At 62.5% G+C, this 17508-nt stretch carries 11 protein-coding genes and 4 pseudogenes; 7 read left to right on the plus strand and 8 right to left on the minus strand.

What is annotated here, in order from left to right:
• Positions 1-84: 84 nt before the first annotated feature.
• The gene (locus tag IQK56_RS16595; RefSeq protein WP_122306612.1) at positions 85-723 is read right to left on the minus strand and encodes a C40 family peptidase; all 639 of its coding nucleotides are present in this window, start codon (positions 721-723) and stop codon (positions 85-87) included.
• A 250-nt stretch (positions 724-973) separates the two neighbouring features.
• On the opposite strand from IQK56_RS16595, the gene IQK56_RS16600 reads away from it, so the two are divergent.
• Positions 974-1402, plus strand: coding sequence for an NINE protein (locus IQK56_RS16600; RefSeq protein WP_027606088.1), 429 nt, complete (start codon positions 974-976; stop codon positions 1400-1402).
• Positions 1403-1466: 64 nt separating this feature from the next.
• Here IQK56_RS16600 and IQK56_RS16605 read toward each other — a convergent pair whose 3' ends face one another.
• The 7 genes and pseudogenes from IQK56_RS16605 to gshB form a co-directional block, all read right to left on the minus strand.
• Positions 1467-2738 carry a dihydroorotase gene (locus IQK56_RS16605; protein ID WP_150760270.1) on the minus strand — a complete coding sequence of 424 codons (1272 nt, stop codon included), beginning with the start codon at positions 2736-2738 and terminating at the stop codon, positions 1467-1469.
• Positions 2735-3738 (minus strand): annotated as a pseudogene (locus IQK56_RS16610) (aspartate carbamoyltransferase catalytic subunit). The gene IQK56_RS16605 and the pseudogene IQK56_RS16610 overlap by 4 nt, the downstream one beginning before the upstream one ends.
• A 24-nt stretch (positions 3739-3762) precedes the next feature.
• On the minus strand, positions 3763-4269 hold the full coding sequence (gene pyrR, locus IQK56_RS16615; protein ID WP_122306614.1) for a bifunctional pyr operon transcriptional regulator/uracil phosphoribosyltransferase PyrR: 507 nt from the start codon (positions 4267-4269) through the stop codon (positions 3763-3765).
• Positions 4270-4342: 73 nt separating this feature from the next.
• On the minus strand, positions 4343-4780 hold the full coding sequence (ruvX, locus tag IQK56_RS16620) for a Holliday junction resolvase RuvX (protein WP_003176676.1): 438 nt from the start codon (positions 4778-4780) through the stop codon (positions 4343-4345).
• Positions 4780-5349: a YqgE/AlgH family protein gene (locus tag IQK56_RS16625; RefSeq protein ID WP_099585836.1), complete on the minus strand. Its 570-nt coding sequence runs from the start codon at positions 5347-5349 to the stop codon at positions 4780-4782. The genes ruvX and IQK56_RS16625 overlap by 1 nt, the downstream gene beginning before the upstream one ends.
• Before the next feature lie 67 nt (positions 5350-5416).
• On the minus strand, positions 5417-6322 hold the full coding sequence (locus tag IQK56_RS16630; protein WP_122306630.1) for an energy transducer TonB: 906 nt from the start codon (positions 6320-6322) through the stop codon (positions 5417-5419).
• A gap of 102 nt (positions 6323-6424) precedes the next feature.
• Complete coding sequence (gene gshB / locus IQK56_RS16635) at positions 6425-7396, minus strand: glutathione synthase (protein WP_122306615.1); 972 nt, start codon at positions 7394-7396, stop codon at positions 6425-6427.
• Positions 7397-7634: 238 nt separating this feature from the next.
• On the opposite strand from gshB, the gene pilG reads away from it, so the two are divergent.
• The 6 genes and pseudogenes from pilG (at position 7635) to IQK56_RS16665 (ending at position 17475) form a co-directional block, all read left to right on the plus strand.
• Positions 7635-8042, plus strand: coding sequence for a twitching motility response regulator PilG (gene pilG, locus IQK56_RS16640; RefSeq protein ID WP_122306616.1), 408 nt, complete (start codon positions 7635-7637; stop codon positions 8040-8042).
• Between the two features lie 46 nt (positions 8043-8088).
• A complete protein-coding gene (gene pilH, locus IQK56_RS16645; RefSeq protein ID WP_122306617.1) occupies positions 8089-8454 on the plus strand; it encodes a twitching motility response regulator PilH in 366 nt (121 codons plus the stop codon).
• Between the two features lie 12 nt (positions 8455-8466).
• On the plus strand, positions 8467-8991 hold the full coding sequence (locus IQK56_RS16650; protein ID WP_122306618.1) for a chemotaxis protein CheW: 525 nt from the start codon (positions 8467-8469) through the stop codon (positions 8989-8991).
• Positions 8988-11038 (plus strand): annotated as a pseudogene (locus IQK56_RS16655) (methyl-accepting chemotaxis protein). Before IQK56_RS16650 ends, IQK56_RS16655 begins: the two are co-directional and overlap by 4 nt.
• 173 nt (positions 11039-11211) lie before the next feature.
• Positions 11212-17029, plus strand: a pseudogene (locus IQK56_RS16660) (Hpt domain-containing protein).
• A pseudogene (locus IQK56_RS16665) lies at positions 17022-17475 on the plus strand (chemotaxis protein CheW). The pseudogenes IQK56_RS16660 and IQK56_RS16665 overlap by 8 nt, the downstream one beginning before the upstream one ends.
• Positions 17476-17508: the final 33 nt, after the last annotated feature.

The following is a 17508-nucleotide window of genomic DNA, read 5'->3' on the forward strand; positions in this document are numbered from 1 at the left end:
TGGGTCAGCTACAAATAAGCCGATTGATCCACCGCTATCGGGGGCAAGCCCCCTCCCACATTAGTACTGCGTTCCAGCTTTAAATCAGCGCTGGACGACCCGCAGGTTGTTGTTCTGCTCTTTAGGCAGCACCCGCTTGGCAATCACGTAGTTCTTGTCCCAGAACGGTTTTTTCAGTGTGTCGATGCTTACCGACTTGCCACGGCGCGGTGCGTGGATAAAACGGTCGTTGCCCAGGTAGATGGCAACATGGTTCACCTGGCGGCTCTTCAGTTTGAAGAACAACAGGTCACCCGGTTTCAGGTCCTTGCGATCAACCTTCTGTCCGTGGCCGGCGGCCATGGCGTTGGAAGTGCGCGGCAGATCCACGGCGGCGACGTCGTTGAATGCATATTTCACCAGGCCGCTGCAGTCGAACCCTTTACTTGGGCTGCTGCCGCCCCAACGATAAGGTGTACCGAGCACATTTACGGCACGGCTGAGGACGTTGCTGCTTTGCTTGGTGTTGGCTGCCACCAGGCCTGGAACTGCTTTACCGTGGGCCTTGCTCAGTTGAGTCGGGCGGCTGACGGTCGGCTTTGCCGATTTGGCAGTGCTAGGCGTGCTGTGGACTTTAGGGGTGAAACCGTTAACGTTTGGAAGTCGTTGCTCACGATTGGTGGCGTGGGCGGCCAATGGCATTAATAGGCAAATGGTTAGCCATGTCTTTAAAAATGGTCGCATTAGGCGTGGCTCTTATGGGTTTGCGCGCAACTTTATAACAGCTTTTTGTGCCGTTCTCAGGCCGTTTGTCGACTGAACCTTGACGTCAAAATCAGGAAATACGCGACGAATTGCCGCAATTGTCCTACACAAGGCAGGTGGCATAAGGCTTTCAGGGGTGGGACGATACCATTTGCCGTACGTCGGGCGCCCGTAAAAAAGTCACAAAGAAAATGAAAAAATTTATCTATCGAAGCAAAAGAGGTACGCCATGAACACCTATCAACAGGTTGGGCCGCAACAAGACACCCACAGCAAGGTGATCGGTTACCTTCTATGGATTTTCGGGTTTACCGGTGCGCACCGCTTCTATTACGGCAAACCGGTGACCGGCACGATCTGGTTTTTTACCCTGGGGTTGCTGGGTATCGGCTGGCTGATCGACCTGTTCCTGATCCCGGCCATGGACCGTGAAGCCGACCTGCGTTTTACCGCCGGCCCCATCGAATACAACGTGGCCTGGATCCTGTTGGCGTTTCTGGGTGTGTTTGGTGTGCACCGCATGTACCAGGGCAAATGGATCACGGGGCTGATCTACCTGCTGACGGGAGGCTTGTTCCTGGTGGGCGTGCTGTATGACTTCTGGACGTTGAATACCCAGGTTTCGATTCGCAATGCCGAGCGCAACGGCGGCCGCTGAATGTTGTGAAAATTCAAATGTGGGAGGGGGCAAGCCCTCTCCCACATTTTTTAACGTGCCCGCTTTAGGCTTGGTAGCTGATCCGCCCATCCACCAAGGTATACCGCACCGCCGCCGGCAGGCTATGCCCGATGAATGGGCAGTTCTCACCCTTGGACAGCCAGTGTTCCCCGGCAATCGTGGCGCTGGCCGGATCAAACAGCACCAGGTCCGCCGCCGCACCCACCGCCAACTTACCCGCCGGCAGGCGCAACGCCTCAGCCGGGCCGGCGCTCAGGCGTGCCAGCAGCGTCGGCAAGTCCAGCAACCCATCTTCCACCAACGTCATGGCCAGCGGCAGCAACAGCTCAACGCTGCTGATACCCGGTTCTGTCGCGCCAAACGGCGCCAGCTTGGCATCACGCTCGTGGGGCTGGTGGTGGCTGGAAATCGCCGAGACCACACCGGACTTCACCGCCGCACGCAAACCCTCGCGATCGGCCAGGGTGCGCAGCGGCGGTTGCACGTGGTACAGGCTGGAGAAATCGATCAGTGCCTCATCCGTCAGGATCAGTTGATACAACGCCACATCCGCCGTCACCGGCAACCCACGGGCCTGGGCCTGGGCGATCAGGGCGACACCGCGTGCGCTGGTCAGTTGGCTGAAATGCGCACGCACGCCACTTTGCTCCACCAGCAGCAGGTCACGGGCCAGGGCCACGGTCTCGGCGGTTTCCGGGATGCCCGGCAGGCCGAGGAAGCTGGCGACGGCGCCTTCATGGGCCAGGCCACCTTCGGCCAGGTCGCGGTCCTGGGAGTGGAAGATCACCGTCAAGTCGAAGGTGGCCGCGTATTCCAGGGCGCGGCACAGGGTGCGGGTGCTGCGGAAACTCTCCAGGCCGTTGCCGAAGGCTACACAACCGGCGTCGCGCAGGGCGATCAGTTCGGCGAGTTGTTCGCCGTCCAGGCCTTTGCTCAGGGCGCCGATGGGGAACACTTTGCAATTGCCGGCTTCACGGGCGCGGTCGAGGATCAGCTCGGTCACGGCCGAGGTGTCCAGAACCGGCTTGGTGTGCGGCGGGCAGCACAGGCTGGTCACGCCACCGGCCGCAGCGGCGCGGGTTTCGCTGGCAATGCTGCCTTTGCGGCTGTAGCCCGGCTCGCGCAGGGCGACGTTCAGGTCCACCAGCCCGGGCGCGGCCACCAGGCCTTTGGCGTCGATCGTTTCGCTGGGGTTGAAACCGCCGGGAGCGGCGCCAATGGCGATGATCTTGCCGGCCTCCAGATGAAGATCGGTGACTTGATCCAGGCCACTGGCCGGATCGATAACGCGAGCGCCAAGAATGCTGAGCTTCACTGGGCGTTCTCCTGCTCGAATTGACGTTGCGCGGTTTGTCCGCTCATGGCCATGGACAATACGGCCATGCGCACGGCGATGCCGTAGGTCACTTGGTTGAGAATCACCGACTGGCTGCCGTCGGCCACCGCCGACTCAATCTCCACCCCTCGGTTGATTGGGCCTGGGTGCATCACGATGGCATCCGGCTTGGCGCCGGCCAGGCGTGCGGTGGTCAGGCCGAACAGGCGGTAGAACTCACCCTCGCTCGGCAGCAGGCCGCCGGACATGCGCTCGCGTTGCAGGCGCAGCATGATCACCACGTCGACATCCTTGAGGCCTTCGGCCATGTCGGTGTAGACCTTCACGCCGTATTGCTCGATGCCGATGGGCAGCAGGGTTTTCGGCGCGATCACGCGGATATCCGGGCAACCCAGGGTCTTCAGGGCCAGCATGTTCGAGCGTGCGACCCGCGAGTGCAGGATGTCGCCGACGATGGCCACCGAGAGGTTTTCAAAGCTGCCCTTGTGCCGACGGATGGTGAGCATGTCGAGCATGCCCTGGGTCGGGTGGGCGTGACGGCCGTCGCCGCCGTTGATGATCGCCACCTGCGGGCACACGTGCTCGGCGATAAAGTGCGCGGCGCCGGAGTCGCCGTGGCGCACCACGAACATGTCGCGGCCATGGCTTCCAGGTTGCGCAGGGTGTCGAGCAGGGTTTCGCCCTTGCTCGCGGACGACGTGGACACGTTCAGCGTGATCACGTCGGCTGACAGCCGCTGGGCCGCCAGTTCAAAGGTGGTGCGGGTGCGCGTGGAGTTCTCGAAGAACACGTTGCAGATGGTTTTGCCGCGCAGCAACGGGACTTTCTTCACCGCCCGGCCACCGACTTCGAGAAACGAGTCGGCCGTGTCGAGGATTTCGGTGAGCAGTTCGCGGGGCAAACCGTCGAGGGACAAAAAGTGTTGCAACTGGCCCTGAGCATTGAGCTGCAGCGGGCGCTTGGCATCTAGAGGCGTCATCGCGGGGACTCTGTACAAGGCGGTTTAAAGGGCAAGGTCTTGCAGTTCGAGTTCGAGCGGCGTGGGACCGGACAATTTTACCCGTTGCCGGGCTTGCAGCGACAGGGTCGCGCCGACCACATCCGGGCTGATCGGCAGCTCGCCGGCGTCCAGGTCCAGCAGGCAGACCAGCGTGATACTCGCCGGGCGGCCGTAGTCGAACAGCTCGTTCATGGCGGCACGGATGGTGCGGCCGCTCATCAGCACGTCGTCGATCAGCACCAGGTGCTGGCCTTCGACCTCGAACGGCAGGGCCGAGGGTTGCACTTGCGGGTGCAGGCCGTTCTGGCTGAAGTCATCGCGGTAGAAGGATACGTCCAGGGTGCCCAGGGGCGAATCACTGCCCAGTGCTTCCAGCAGTGCCTGGGCCACCCACACGCCACCGGTGCGAATGCCGATGAAGCGCGGCTCGCTGATGCCACGGTGTTCCAGGTTAGCCTTGAGGCGTATTGCCATCTGGCTGATCAGTTCGGCGGGGTTCGGCAGGCTCATGGTGGCTCCTTCAAGGCCTTGCTGTAGGCAAGTTCCGGGCTCAAACGTAAGAAGACGCGGCAAGCCGCGTCAGTCAGGATTCAAATAAAGCGGTGTTTTCATCCAGCCAACCCTGCAACAGCAAGGCGGCGGCGATGGCGTCCACGGGGTTGTCGCGGTAGCTGCCCTTCTGGCCGCCACGGTCGCGGCGTTCACCCTTGGCTTCAAAGGTGGTCAGGCGTTCGTCGTGGGTATAGAAGGGAATGTTGTAGCGGCCGTTGAGGCGGCGGGCGAACTTTTCGGCGCGCAGGCACATGTCGCTGGGGGTGCCGTCCATGTTCAGGGGCAGGCCGACCACCACCGCGTCGGGCTTCCACTCTTTAATGAGGGCTTCGACCTGGTTCCAGTCCGGTATGCCGTTCTGGGCCTTCAGGGTGCACAGCTCGCGGGCCTGGCCGGTGATCACCTGGCCGACCGCTACGCCGATCTGTTTGGTGCCGTAGTCAAAACCGAGGATCAGACGCAAGGCCATCAGGCGTGCCCCGCCTGGCTGGTCAGCAGGCTGAGGTTGACGCGCAGCTTGGCGGCGGCCGCTTCCAGGCGTAGTTCGCTGGCAGTGTTGAACAGGATGTCGGCGTCAAACGGGCAGGTCAGCCAGGCATTGCTGGCCAGTTCGGCTTCCAGTTGCCCGGCTTCCCAGCCGGCGTAGCCCAAGGTGATCACACTTTGCTCGGGGCCTACGCCGTCGGCGATGGCGAACAACACGTCCTGGGAGGTGGACAGCGACACGCCGTCCAGGTCCACCGTGGCCTGGAACGTCGGCCCGGTGGGGTGCAGCACAAAGCCGCGATCCGTCTGTACCGGCCCACCGATGTAGATCGGAACACCTTGGCAACGGGCCGGCGGATCGATCTCGGGGCGCAATTGCTCAAGGATATCGGCCAGGTTCAGCGCTTGGGGCCGATTCACCACCAACCCCATGGCACCCTTGGCCGTGTGCTCGACGATGTAGGTCAAGGTGTGCGCAAAGTTCGGGTCGGCCATATGGGGCATGGCGATCAGGAATTGGTGCTTGAGGTAGGTCGGGCTGACATTTTTCATGTCCACTAGTGTGGCGTTGGAGGGGCGAACTGACAAGCTGGGGATGTGTCGCACAGGGCAATTGTCATCAATTGCTCGACAGCCGATCGCCCTTGGCAAACTTCCAGGTGCGGATGATTTCCAGGCGGTCCACGTCGTTCAGGTCGCCGGTAAACGGCGCGAAAGGCGCAGCCAAGCGCACGATGCGCTGTGCGGCCTGGTCCAGCAGCGGCTGGCCGGAGGACTCCAGCACCTGCACTTCATATAAGGTGCCATCGCGGTTGATCGACACTAATAGACGCAAATTTCCGTAAATCTGCTGGCGCCGCGCTTCTTCCGGGTAGTTGAGGTTGCCGATGCGCTCGACCTTCTTGCGCCACTCGTCCTTATACCAGGCGCCTTTGTCGCGCATGGTCGAGGCGGCATTCAGGCGGTAGATGCGTGGGCGCTTGGCGTACAACTGCTGTTCGTTGGCCAGTTCGGCTTCCAGGCTGGAAATTTCGTCGGACAGGGTCGAGCTGTCGAAAGTAGGCGCCGGCTTCACGGGCTCCGGCTGCGGTTCGGTCTTGGTCTTTTCGCGCTGGACCGGGGCTTTTTGCGGTTTGGGTGCGACGGTGGTCACCGTCGGCTTGGGCGTAGCCTGCTTGACCTCGGGCTTGGGCGAGGGAGGCGGCGTGACCTTATTGACCTTGTTGTCCTGGAACGGTGCCAGTTCGGTGGTCTTGGGGATGGCTTTCTTGTCGAGGGTGCCGCTGCCCTGTTGATTGTCCTGGGCCAGAAAGTCCGCCTTCTCAGGCTTCTTTTCACTCTTGAACGTGGCGAGGGTGATTTCCAGGGTCTTGGTGATCTGCTTGGGCTCGACCATGGTGAAACCCACGCCGAGGAGCAAGGCCAAGTGAATCAAGGCGGCCAGGAACAGGGTAAATCCGAGCCGATCAGCCGGGCGCACGCCGCTGTGGGAGAGTTCGGGGGGCAGATCGGACGGAGGGAGCATAAAAACCAACATCACGTGTTTCGAGGTTCGGCATGATAACGCAATGTTGGTTTTTAGCTTCAAGCGACAAGTTACAAGCTGCAAGCTTTAACTCGGTCGGCTTTAAACTTGCCGCTTGGAGCTTGCCGCTTGCAGCTTCGCGTCTATCGCGGCCATCAGCATTTCGCCGATGTTGGTGCCAAATGCGTTGTCGATCTCGCGGATACAGGTCGGGCTGGTGACGTTGATTTCGGTGAGATTTTCGCCAATCACGTCAAGGCCTACAAACAGCAGGCCCTTTTCCCGCAGGGTCGGGCCGACTTGGGCTGCAATCCAACGGTCCTTGTCCGTCAGAGGGCGCGCTTCACCGCGACCACCGGCGGCCAGGTTGCCACGGGTCTCGCCGGCTGCCGGGATACGCGCCAGGCAGTAGTCCACCGGTTCGCCGTCGATCATCAGGATGCGCTTGTCGCCGTCCTTGATCGCCGGAATGTAAGCCTGGCCCATGATCTGCTGAGTACCCAGCACGGTCAGGGTTTCCAGGATTACCGACAGGTTCGGGTCGCCGGCGCGGTGACGGAAGATCGACGTGCCGCCCATGCCGTCCAGCGGCTTGAGGATCACATCGCCGTGTTTGGCGGCGAACTCACGCAGCACGTCGGCGCGGCGGCTGACCACGGTCGGCGGTGTGCACTGGGGGAACAGTGTGGCGAACAGCTTTTCATTGCAGTCGCGCAGGCTCTGCGGCTTGTTGACGATCAGTACACCGGCGCGCTCGGCCTGCTCCAGCAGGTAAGTGGAATAGACGAACTCCATGTCGAACGGCGGATCCTTGCGCATCAGGATCACGTCCAGATCGCTCAGGGGGCTGTCGATCTCGTCCGAAAGCTCGAACCATTTTTCCGGGTTGGCGAACACCTGCAGCGGGCGCATGCGTGCGCGGGCCTCGCCGTCGCCCTGGTACAGGTCGCGCTGCTCCATATAGAACAGGGTCCAGCCGCGGGCCTGGGCGGCCAGGAGCATGGCCAGCGAGCTGTCCTTTTTATAGGAAATGCTGGCAATAGGGTCCATGACAATGCCGACGCGAACGCTCATGGGGGATTTCCTCTAGCAAATTGGGCGCATAAAAGTGGCGTCAGAGTGGCGCTGCGGCTGTTGTGGGTCAAGGAAAAACCACCTGGCGGGCGCCTCGATAGATTGCTCCCCGAGACTGTGCTAAAAAGACTGCCACGGCTCAGCAGCCCTTGAAATCCAAGGCCTGCGACGCTCATCCTGTGCAAGATCAGGCAGTACACACCGAAAACCGATTCGCTGTGGCGATGGTAGAGCAGATATGGAACAGCATTCCAACGCCTTGAGAGTGATGGTGATCGACGATTCGAAAACGATCCGCCGCACCGCCGAGACGCTGTTGAAGCACTCGGGCTGCGAGGTCATTACGGCCATCGACGGTTTCGATGCCCTGGCCCGGATTGTTGATCATCACCCGCACATTATCTTTGTCGACATCATGATGCCGCGCCTGGATGGCTATCAGACCTGCGCCCTGGTGAAGAACAACCCGGTGTTCAAGTCGATCCCGGTGATCATGTTGTCCTCCAAGGACGGCCTGTTCGACAAGGCCAAGGGGCGCATCGTGGGTGTCGATCAGTTTTTGACCAAGCCTTTCAGCAAGGAAGAACTGCTGGGTGCGATCAAGGCCTATGTGCCGGGGTTCGCCGCAGTAGAACAAGCACACTGACGCCGCCCCACAAGGGCCAGCGCCGACCAATGTAGCGGGGAAAACCATGGCACGTGTTCTGATCGTCGACGATTCGCCGACCGAAATGTACAAACTCACCGGCATGCTGGAAAAGCACGGCCACCAGGTCCTCAAGGCTGCCAATGGTGGCGACGGCGTAGCGCTCGCACGCCAGGAAAAGCCTGACGCGGTATTGATGGACATCGTGATGCCCGGTCTCAACGGCTTTCAGGCCACGCGCCAACTGACCAAAGACAAGGAAACCGAGCACATTCCGGTGATCATCATCACGACGAAGGATCAGGAAACCGACAAGGTCTGGGGTACACGCCAGGGCGCCAAGGACTACCTGACCAAGCCGGTGGACGAAGAAACCCTGATCGCCACCCTGAACAAGGTGCTGGCCGGCTGACGGCACGCCATCATGACCGAGTCGCAAACCGCCTTCGAGTTGCTGCTGGACATCGACCGCCGCTGCCGCCTGCTGGCCGCCGACCTGCCGTCCCAGGAAGCTCGCCTGCAACGCTGGAGCGGGATCGGCTTTCGCCTGGGGCAACATTGGTATGTGGCGCCCATGGGCGAAGTCGCCGAAGTCCTGCATGAACCGCGATGCACTTTAATGCCTGGGGTCAAGGCCTGGGTCAAAGGTGTTGCTAACCTGCGCGGGCGCCTGCTGCCGGTGATGGACCTGGGTGGTTTCCTCGGCCTTGCGCTGTCCAAGGCGCGCAAGCAACGGCGGGTGCTGGTGGTGGAATACAACGATCTGTTTGTCGGGCTGCTGGTGGATGAGGTGGTGGGGATGCAGCATTTCGCACAAGACGCCTTGCTGGCGAGCGCCAGCCCCGGCGCGCCGTTTATCCAGGGCCAGTTCGACGGCGACCCGCTGTGGCAGGTCTTCAGCCCCTTCGCCCTGGCCCAGGCCCCAGGCTTCATGGATGTCGCCGCATGACCACCGCTACCGCGCCCAAACCCCAGGCCGGCTCGCGCAGCCGCTCACAGATCATCGTGCTGTTTATCGCACTGATCGTGTTCATCATGCTGCTCTTCGCCAACTTCGCGTACCTCAACACCCAGTCCACCTACGACAAGCAGTACATCGGCCACGCCGGTGAACTGCGGGTGCTGTCCCAGCGCATTGCCAAGAATGCCACCGAAGCCGCCGCCGGCAAGGCCGCTGCCTTCAAGCTGTTGGGCGATGCGCGCAACGATTTTGCCCAGCGCTGGGGCTACCTGAAAAAAGGCGACCCGCAAACCGGCCTGCCTGCGGCGCCCAGTGCGGTGCGGGCCGAGATGCGCGCGGTGCAGACCGACTGGGAAGCGCTGCTGAAAAACACCGACGCCATCCTCGCCAGCGAGCAGACCGTGTTGTCCCTGCACCAGGTGGCCGCGACCCTGGCCGAAACCGTGCCGCAATTGCAGATGGAATCGGAAAAGGTCGTCGACATCCTGCTGCAGCGTGGCGCGCCGGCCAGCCAGGTGGCCCTGGCCCAACGCCAGTCGCTGCTGGCCGAACGTATTTTGGGGGCGGTCAATACCGTGCTGGCCGGCGACGAAACAGCCGCACAGGCCGCCGACACCTTTGGCCGCGATGCCGCCCGTTTTGGCCAGGTGCTCAATGGCATGCTCAACGGCAACCCCGGCCTGCGCATCACCCAGGTCGAAGACCACGATGCCCGTGCACGGCTGGCGGATATTGCCGAGCTGTTCGAGTTTGTCTCCGGCTCCGTCGACGAAATCCTCGAAACCTCACCGCAACTGTTTCAGGTACGCGCCTCGGCGAGCAATATTTTCAATCTGTCGCAAACCCTGCTCGATGAAGCCTCGCACCTGGCCACCGGGTTTGAAAACCTCGCCAGCGGGCGCAGCTTCGACACCATCGGTGGCTACGTGCTGGGCCTGCTGCGTTGGCCTCGATCATCCTGATTGGCCTGGTGATGGTGCGTGAGACCAACCGCCAACTGCACGAGACCGCCGAGAAGAACGAGCGCAACCAGAACGCGATCATGCGCCTGCTCGATGAAATCGAAGACCTGGCCGACGGCGACCTCACCGTGACGGCTTCGGTGACTGAAGACTTCACCGGCACCATCGCCGACTCCATCAACTATTCCGTGGACCAACTGCGCGATCTGGTCGCCACGATCAACCTCACCGCCGGCCAAGTTGCCGGGGCCGTGCAAGAAACCCAGGCCACCGCCATGCACCTGGCCCAGGCCTCGGAGCATCAGGCCCAGCAGATCGCCGAAGCGTCCACCGCGATCAACCAGATGGCCCAGTCCATCGACCAAGTGTCGGCCAACGCCGCGGAATCCTCGGCCGTGGCGGAGCGTTCGGTAGAGATCGCGAACAAGGGCAACGAGGTGGTGCACAACACCATCCACGGCATGGACAACATCCGCGAACAGATCCAGGACACCGCCAAGCGCATCAAGCGCCTGGGCGAATCGTCCCAGGAGATCGGCGATATCGTCAGCCTGATCGACGACATCGCCGACCAGACCAACATCCTCGCCCTCAACGCCGCCATCCAGGCGAGCATGGCCGGGGATGCCGGGCGCGGCTTTGCGGTGGTGGCGGATGAAGTGCAGCGGCTGGCCGAGCGCTCGTCGGCCGCCACGCGGCAGATCGAAACCCTGGTGAGGGCGATCCAGACCGACACCAACGAGGCGGTCATCTCCATGGAGCAGACCACCACCGAAGTGGTCCGCGGCGCACGGCTGGCTCAGGATGCAGGCGTGGCGCTGGAAGAGATTGAAGGCGTGTCGAAGACGTTGGCGGCGTTGATCCAGAGCATCTCCAATGCGGCGCAGCAGCAGACGTCGTCGGCGGGGCAGATCTCCCTGACCATGAACGTGATCCAGCAGATCACTACGCAGACGTCGTCGGGGTCGACCGCGACTGCCGAAAGCATCGGTAACCTGGCGAAGATGGCGAGCCAGTTGCGCAGGTCGGTGTCGGGCTTCACCCTCCCGCCACCCAAACAGGTCGAAGATTGAAATGTGGGAGGGGGCTTGCCCCCGATGGCGGTGTATCAGTCACCTGATCCATTGGCTGACCCACTGCAATCGGGGGCAAGTCGAATCGTCACACCGCCCCTCCCACATTGGATCTCAATCATTGTTGAGATCTGGGCAATACCAGCAACCCACGAATTCTAAGCGGAGCAGTTATGGTTGACCGGCACGACTACGTGGCCCTCGAATGGGTCAAGGGCGACATTGCCGAAACCCTGAAACAGGCCCGTTCAGCGCTGGATGCGTTTGTCGAAACCCATGACGACGACGTGATCAGCCAATGCCTGGCCGGTATCCATCAAGTGCATGGCGCGCTGCAAATGGTCGAGTTCTACGGCGCGCGCTGCTCGCCGAAGAGATCGAAGAACTGGCCCTGGCGCTCCAGGCCGGGCAGGTCAGCCAGCGCGAGGAAAGTATCCGTCTGCTGCAACAGGCCCTCGGCCAACTGCCCCTGTACCTCGACCGCGTGCACAGCGCCCGCCGCGATCTGCCGTTGGTGGTGCTGCCACTGCTCAACGATCTGCGCAGTGCGCGGGGTGAAAGCCTGCTCTCGGAAACCAGCCTGTTCAGCCCACAACTGTTGTCGATTGCGCCGCTGCCCGATGAAGCCCTGGCCCAACGCGCAGTGCCGGACCTGCATGAACAACTGCGCCAATGGCACCAATTGCTGCAACAGGCCCTCGCCGGGCTGCTGCGCGAAGACCACGGCCCCAGCAATCTGGAAGACATGGCACGTGTGTTCGCACGCCTTGAAGCCCTGTGCCAGGGCGCGCCGTTGTTGCCGTTGTGGCAAGTGACGTCGGCGCTGGTCGAAGGCATGCTCACCGGCGTCGTTGCCAACAGCCCGGCCTTGCGCAGCCTGCTCAAGGCCAGTGACAAGCAGCTCAAGCGTTTGCTGGCCCAAGGCATTGGCGGTATCAACCAGTCTGCGCCGGATGAGTTGCTCAAGAGCCTGTTGTTCTACGTCGCCAAAGTCACCCGGCCGACGCCACGCATGCAAAGCCTCAAGGAACGCTACGGCCTGGATGAGGCCTTGCCCGACAGCGCCGTGGTCGACGCCGAACGCGCCCGCCTGGCCGGGCCGGACCGCAATGCCATGGGCTCGGTGCTCGGTGCGTTGTGTGAAGAGCTGGTGCGGGTCAAGGAACGCCTCGACCTGTTCGTACGCAGCGACCGCCAACACACCCACGACCTTGATGCGCTGCTGGCGCCGCTGCGGCAGATCGCCGATACCCTGGCGGTGCTGGGGTTCGGCCAGCCGCGCAAAGTCATCATCGATCAGCTTGCGGTGGTACTGAGCCTGGCCCAAGGCCAACGCGAACCCAATGACGCCGTGCTGATGGACGTCGCGGGCGCGCTGCTCTACGTCGAAGCCACCCTGGCGGGAATGGCCGGCACCGTCGAACCGGAAAGCCGCGAAGAAAGCCGCCTGCCCACCACCGACCTGACCCAGATTCACCAACTGGTAATCCGCGAGTCTTGCCAGTGCCTGAAGCAGGCCAAAGAGCTGGTGATTGACTGCATCGAAGCCGACTGGGACCCTCAGCGCCTGGAGTCCCTGCCGGAACTGCTGAGCCAGGTGCGCGGCGCGTTGGCGATGATTCCGCTGCCGCGTGCAGCGAGCCTGATGCGCGGCTGCACCGATTACGTCGATGAGCAGTTGATGGTCAACGATGACGCGCCCGTCCGAGACACAGCTGGCCCATTTTGCCGATGTAATCAGCAGCCTGGAGTACTACCTCGAACGCATGCTCCAGGACCCCGACGCCGCCGGTGAACGGGTATTGGAACTGGCCACCCAAAGCCTCGCGGCGCTGGGTTACCTGCCTGCTGAAAAACCCTGGCGCCAGGCCTTGGTGGCCCCCGATGGTGCGCTGTCGACGGATGAGGCCCCGAGCCAATCCCAGTTCGACGCGTTGGCCAACCCCACGTCGCGCCTCAACCCGCCGGCCCTGCAACGCCCCGGTAGCCTGTTGCCGCCGCCGGCCGATGAAGCGCCTATCGACGATGAACTGCGCGAAGTCTTCCTCGAAGAGACCGACGAAGTCCTCGACGTGCTGCACCGCCACCTGCCCAACAGCGTGGACAAGACCGCCCAAGGCGAAATGCGCCGCGCCTTTCATACCTTGAAAGGCAGCGGTCGCATGGTGCGCGCCCTGGTCCTGGCCGAGCTGGCCTGGGCCGTGGAAAACCTGCTGAACCGTGTGCTCGAACGCAGCGTGGCGCTCGGCTCCGGGGTCCAGCAGGTGCTGGATGACGCCGTGGCCTTGCTGCCGGAATTGATCGCCGACTTTGCGACGGACGACCAACACCAACGCGACGAAGTCGACGCCCTGGCCGCTCGCGCCCACGCCTTGGCCAGTGGTGGCGCTGTATCCGCTGCCGAGCCCCATGACCCGATGCTGCTGGAGATCTTCCGCAATGAAGCCCAGAGCCATCTGGACAGCCTCAACCACTTCCTGCAACAGGCTGCCGAGCATGTGCCGCTGCAAGTCAGCGATGAGCTGCAACGCGCCCTGCACACCCTCAAGGGCAGTGCGTACATGGCCGGCGTATTACCGATCGCCGAACTGGTGCGACCGCTGGATCACCTGACCCGCGAATACAAGGCCCATCGCCTGCCGCTGGACCTGGATGAAGTGGAGTTGCTGCTGGAAGCCGAAGCCCTGTTCCAGCGTGGCTTACGCCAACTGGACCGCGACCCTCTGGTGCCGATCAAGGCGCGGCCGACTTGATTGGCCGCACCCAAACCCTGCTCGACCATCAGTTGGCCGCGCTGCTCGACGCGCCCAACACCGGCTTGCGCATCAAACGCGACCCGCAACTGATCACCAATTTCCTGGCCCAGGGCATGGACATCCTGCTCGACGCCGAAAGCCTGCTGCGGCGCTGGCAACAGCACCCTGGCGAGCGCCAGGAACTCACTGCTCTGCTGGATGAGTTGACCACCCTGGGGGAGGGCGCACACATCGCCGACCTGCATCCCATCGACGAGTTGTGCGAAGCCTTGCTCGACCTCTATGGCGCGGTGGAAGAGAGCAGCCTGGCGGTCAGCGAGCGGTTTTTCCATGAGGCCGAACAGGCCCATGAAGCACTGATCAACATGCTTGACCAGTTGGCCGCCGGCCAGGAAATCAGCCCGGCGCCGCGCGGGTGCAGGCCCTGCGCGACCTGCTGGACGATGCTCTCGACCCGTCCGCCACCGGCCTGATCAAAATCGACGGTAACCGTGCGCTGAATATTGCTGAACTGGGCGCTGCCACCGCGCAGTTGGAGCATGAAACGGCGATGGACGATGAGATCGTCGAGATCTTCCTTGAAGAAGCCGTGGACATTCTCGACAGCGCCGGGCAGTCCCTCAAACGCTGGTTGTTGGAACCTGAAAGCGCAGCCCCGTTGTCCTCGTTGCAGCGCGACCTGCACACCCTCAAGGGCGGCGCGCGCATGGCCGAAATCGGCCCGGTGGGCGATCTGGCCCATGAGTTGGAATGCCTTTACGAAGGCCTGGTGGACCGGCGCTACAGCTACAGCACCGAGCTGTCCCAGGTGCTCATGGCCAGCCATGAACGCCTGGCTTTACAGCTGGACGAACTGCACCGCCACCAGCCCTTGAGCGACAGCGCCGAGCTGATTGCCAAGCTGCGCGAATTGCGCCAGAGCAGTACGCCCGCTGCACAGGCTCCGGCGTCGGAAACGTCGGGCGCCGACCCGGAATTGCTGGATATCTTCCTCGAAGAAGCCGCCGATATTCTCGACAGCTCCGGCAGCGCACTGCTGCGCTGGCAGGCCGAGCCGAACAATCGCCAGGAGGTCGAAACCCTGCTGCGCGACCTGCATACCCTCAAGGGCGGCGCACGCATGGTCGAGATCGGGCCGATTGGTGATCTGGCCCATGAGCTTGAGTTTCTTTACGAAGGGCTGTCGGCCGGTTTGCTCGCACCGTCCGCCGAATTGTTCGCGCTGCTGCAAGGCTGCCATGACCGCCTGGCGCAGATGATCGACGCCGTGGCAGACGGCTTGCCCGTGGGCGCGGTGGACAAGCTTATCGGACGCATCAGAAGCCTGGTGCACCCAAGCGTAGAAGCAGTGGCACCGGTCGCATTGCCCGCAGGCAAGACCGAGGCGGTCGTTGATCCTGCCGCCGACATGGTGAAGATCTCCGCTGATCTGCTGGATGACCTGGTCAATCTGGCCGGCGAGACCTCGATCTTCCGTGGTCGCATTGAACAACAAGTCAACGACGCACGCATTGCATTGACCGAGGTGGAAACCACCATCGAGCGCATGCGCGATCAACTGCGCCGCCTCGACACCGAAACCCAGGGCCGCATCCTCAGTCGCCAACAGGCCGAGGCCGAGCGCCTGGGCTACGAAGACTTCGACCCGTTGGAAATGGACCGCCATTCGCAGTTGCAGCAACTGTCCCGTGCGTTGTCCGAGTCCGCCTCTGATTTGCTCGACCTCAAGGACACCCTCGACCGTCGCAACGAGGATGCGCACGCCCTGTTGCAGCAACAGGCACGCATCAACACCGAATTGCAGGAAGGCCTGATGCGCACGCGCATGGTGCCGTTCGAACGCATGCTGCCGCGCCTCAAACGCATCGTGCGCCAGGTGGCGGGCGAGTTGGGCAAGGACGTGGAATTCATCGTCGGCAACGCCGAGGGTGAGATGGACCGCAACGTGCTGGAACGCATGGCGGCGCCGTTGGAGCACATGCTGCGCAACGCCGTCGACCATGGCCTGGAATCCCGCGAGGCGCGCCTGTTGGCCGGTAAGCCGGAAAAGGGCCGCATTACCCTGGACCTGACCCACGAAGGCGGCGACATCGTGTTCGACATGCGCGACGACGGCGCCGGCGTGCCCCTGGACGCGGTGCGGCGCAAGGCGATCAAGCGCGGTTTGCTCGGCCCTCATCAAGCGATCAGCGACCGCGACGTGTTGCAGTTTATCTTGCAGCCGGGGTTCTCCACCGCCGAGAAGATCACCCAGATTTCCGGACGTGGCGTGGGCATGGACGTGGTGCATGAAGAAGTGCGCCAGCTCGGCGGCTCGATGTTCATTGAGTCGACGCCGGGCGAGGGCGTGCATTTTCGCATTCGTTTGCCGTTCACCGTGTCGGTCAACCGTGCGCTGATGGTGCAGTGCGCGGATGATCAATACGCGATCCCGCTCAACACCATCGAAGCGTTGGTGCGGGTGCTGCCCCATGAGCTTGCTGGGCACTATCAGCAAGATCCGCCACGCTATGAATATGCCGGGCAGAGCTACGAGTTGTTCTACCTGGGCGACCTGCTGCACACCGTCGGCCGGCCTAAATTATTGGGCCAATACCAACCGGTGCCGGTGTTACTGGTGCAGTGCAACGAGCGCCGCGTGGCGGTGCATGTAGACGCCATGGCCGGTACCCGGGAGATTGTGGTCAAGGGCCTGGGCCCGCAGTTTGCCGGGGTGCAGGGGTTGTCCGGCGCGACCATCCTGGGCGATGGCCGCGTGGTGCTGATCATCGACTTGCTGGCGCATATCCGCGAACGGCAACCGGCGTTGCCGGCCCAGTCGGTGGATGCGCCGCTGATCCTCAACGACCCACTGAAAAAGCGCCCGCTGCTGGTGCTGGTGGTGGACGACTCGGTCACCGTGCGTAAAGTCACCAGCCGCCTGCTGGAGCGCAACGGCATGAACGTACTCACCGCCAAAGATGGCATCGACGCCCTCGCGTTGCTTGAAGAACGCACCCCGGACCTGATGCTGCTCGACATCGAAATGCCGCGCATGGACGGTTTTGAAGTGGCCACGCAAGTGCGCAACGACCCACGCCTGATGCGCCTGCCGATCATCATGATCACCTCCCGCACCGGCCAGAAACACCGCGACCGCGCCATGGCCATTGGCGTCAACGACTACCTCGGCAAGCCGTATCAAGAGTCGGTGCTGCTGGACAGCATCGCCTATTGGAGCAAGTCCCATGCTTGACCACCGCACCAGCCAACTCACCGGCCTGCTGCTGCCCCTGGCTGACCGCCACCTGGTGCTGCCCAACGTCGCCGTGGCCGAGTTGATCGACTTCCAACGCGGCGAACCGGCCAGCGACGCACCGCCTTGGTATTTACGGCAAGTGACCTGGCGAGATCGGCAAATCCCGCTGATCAGTTTCGAAGCCGTGTGCGGCGAGGCCAGCGTGACCGGCGAACGCTCGCGGATCGTGGTATTGAACGCCTTGGGCGGCCGCGACCTTGAAGTTTCTTGCGCTGGTGATCCAGGGCATCCCCCGCTCGTACAAGCTCGACAGCGAATTGAGCTACGTCGACGTGCCGCTGTGCCCGTTGGAACTGGCGGCGGTGCAGGTGGGCGAGCACGTGGCGAAGGTGCCTGACCTCATGGGGCTCGAAGCCCTGCTGGTAGAGTCCGGCCTGGCCTGACCCTAAGCCTTGCAAAAATCCAATGTGGGAGGG

Origin of the sequence: Pseudomonas cyclaminis, from assembly GCF_015163715.1 — a bacterium.
Lineage (GTDB): Bacteria > Pseudomonadota > Gammaproteobacteria > Pseudomonadales > Pseudomonadaceae > Aquipseudomonas > Aquipseudomonas cyclaminis.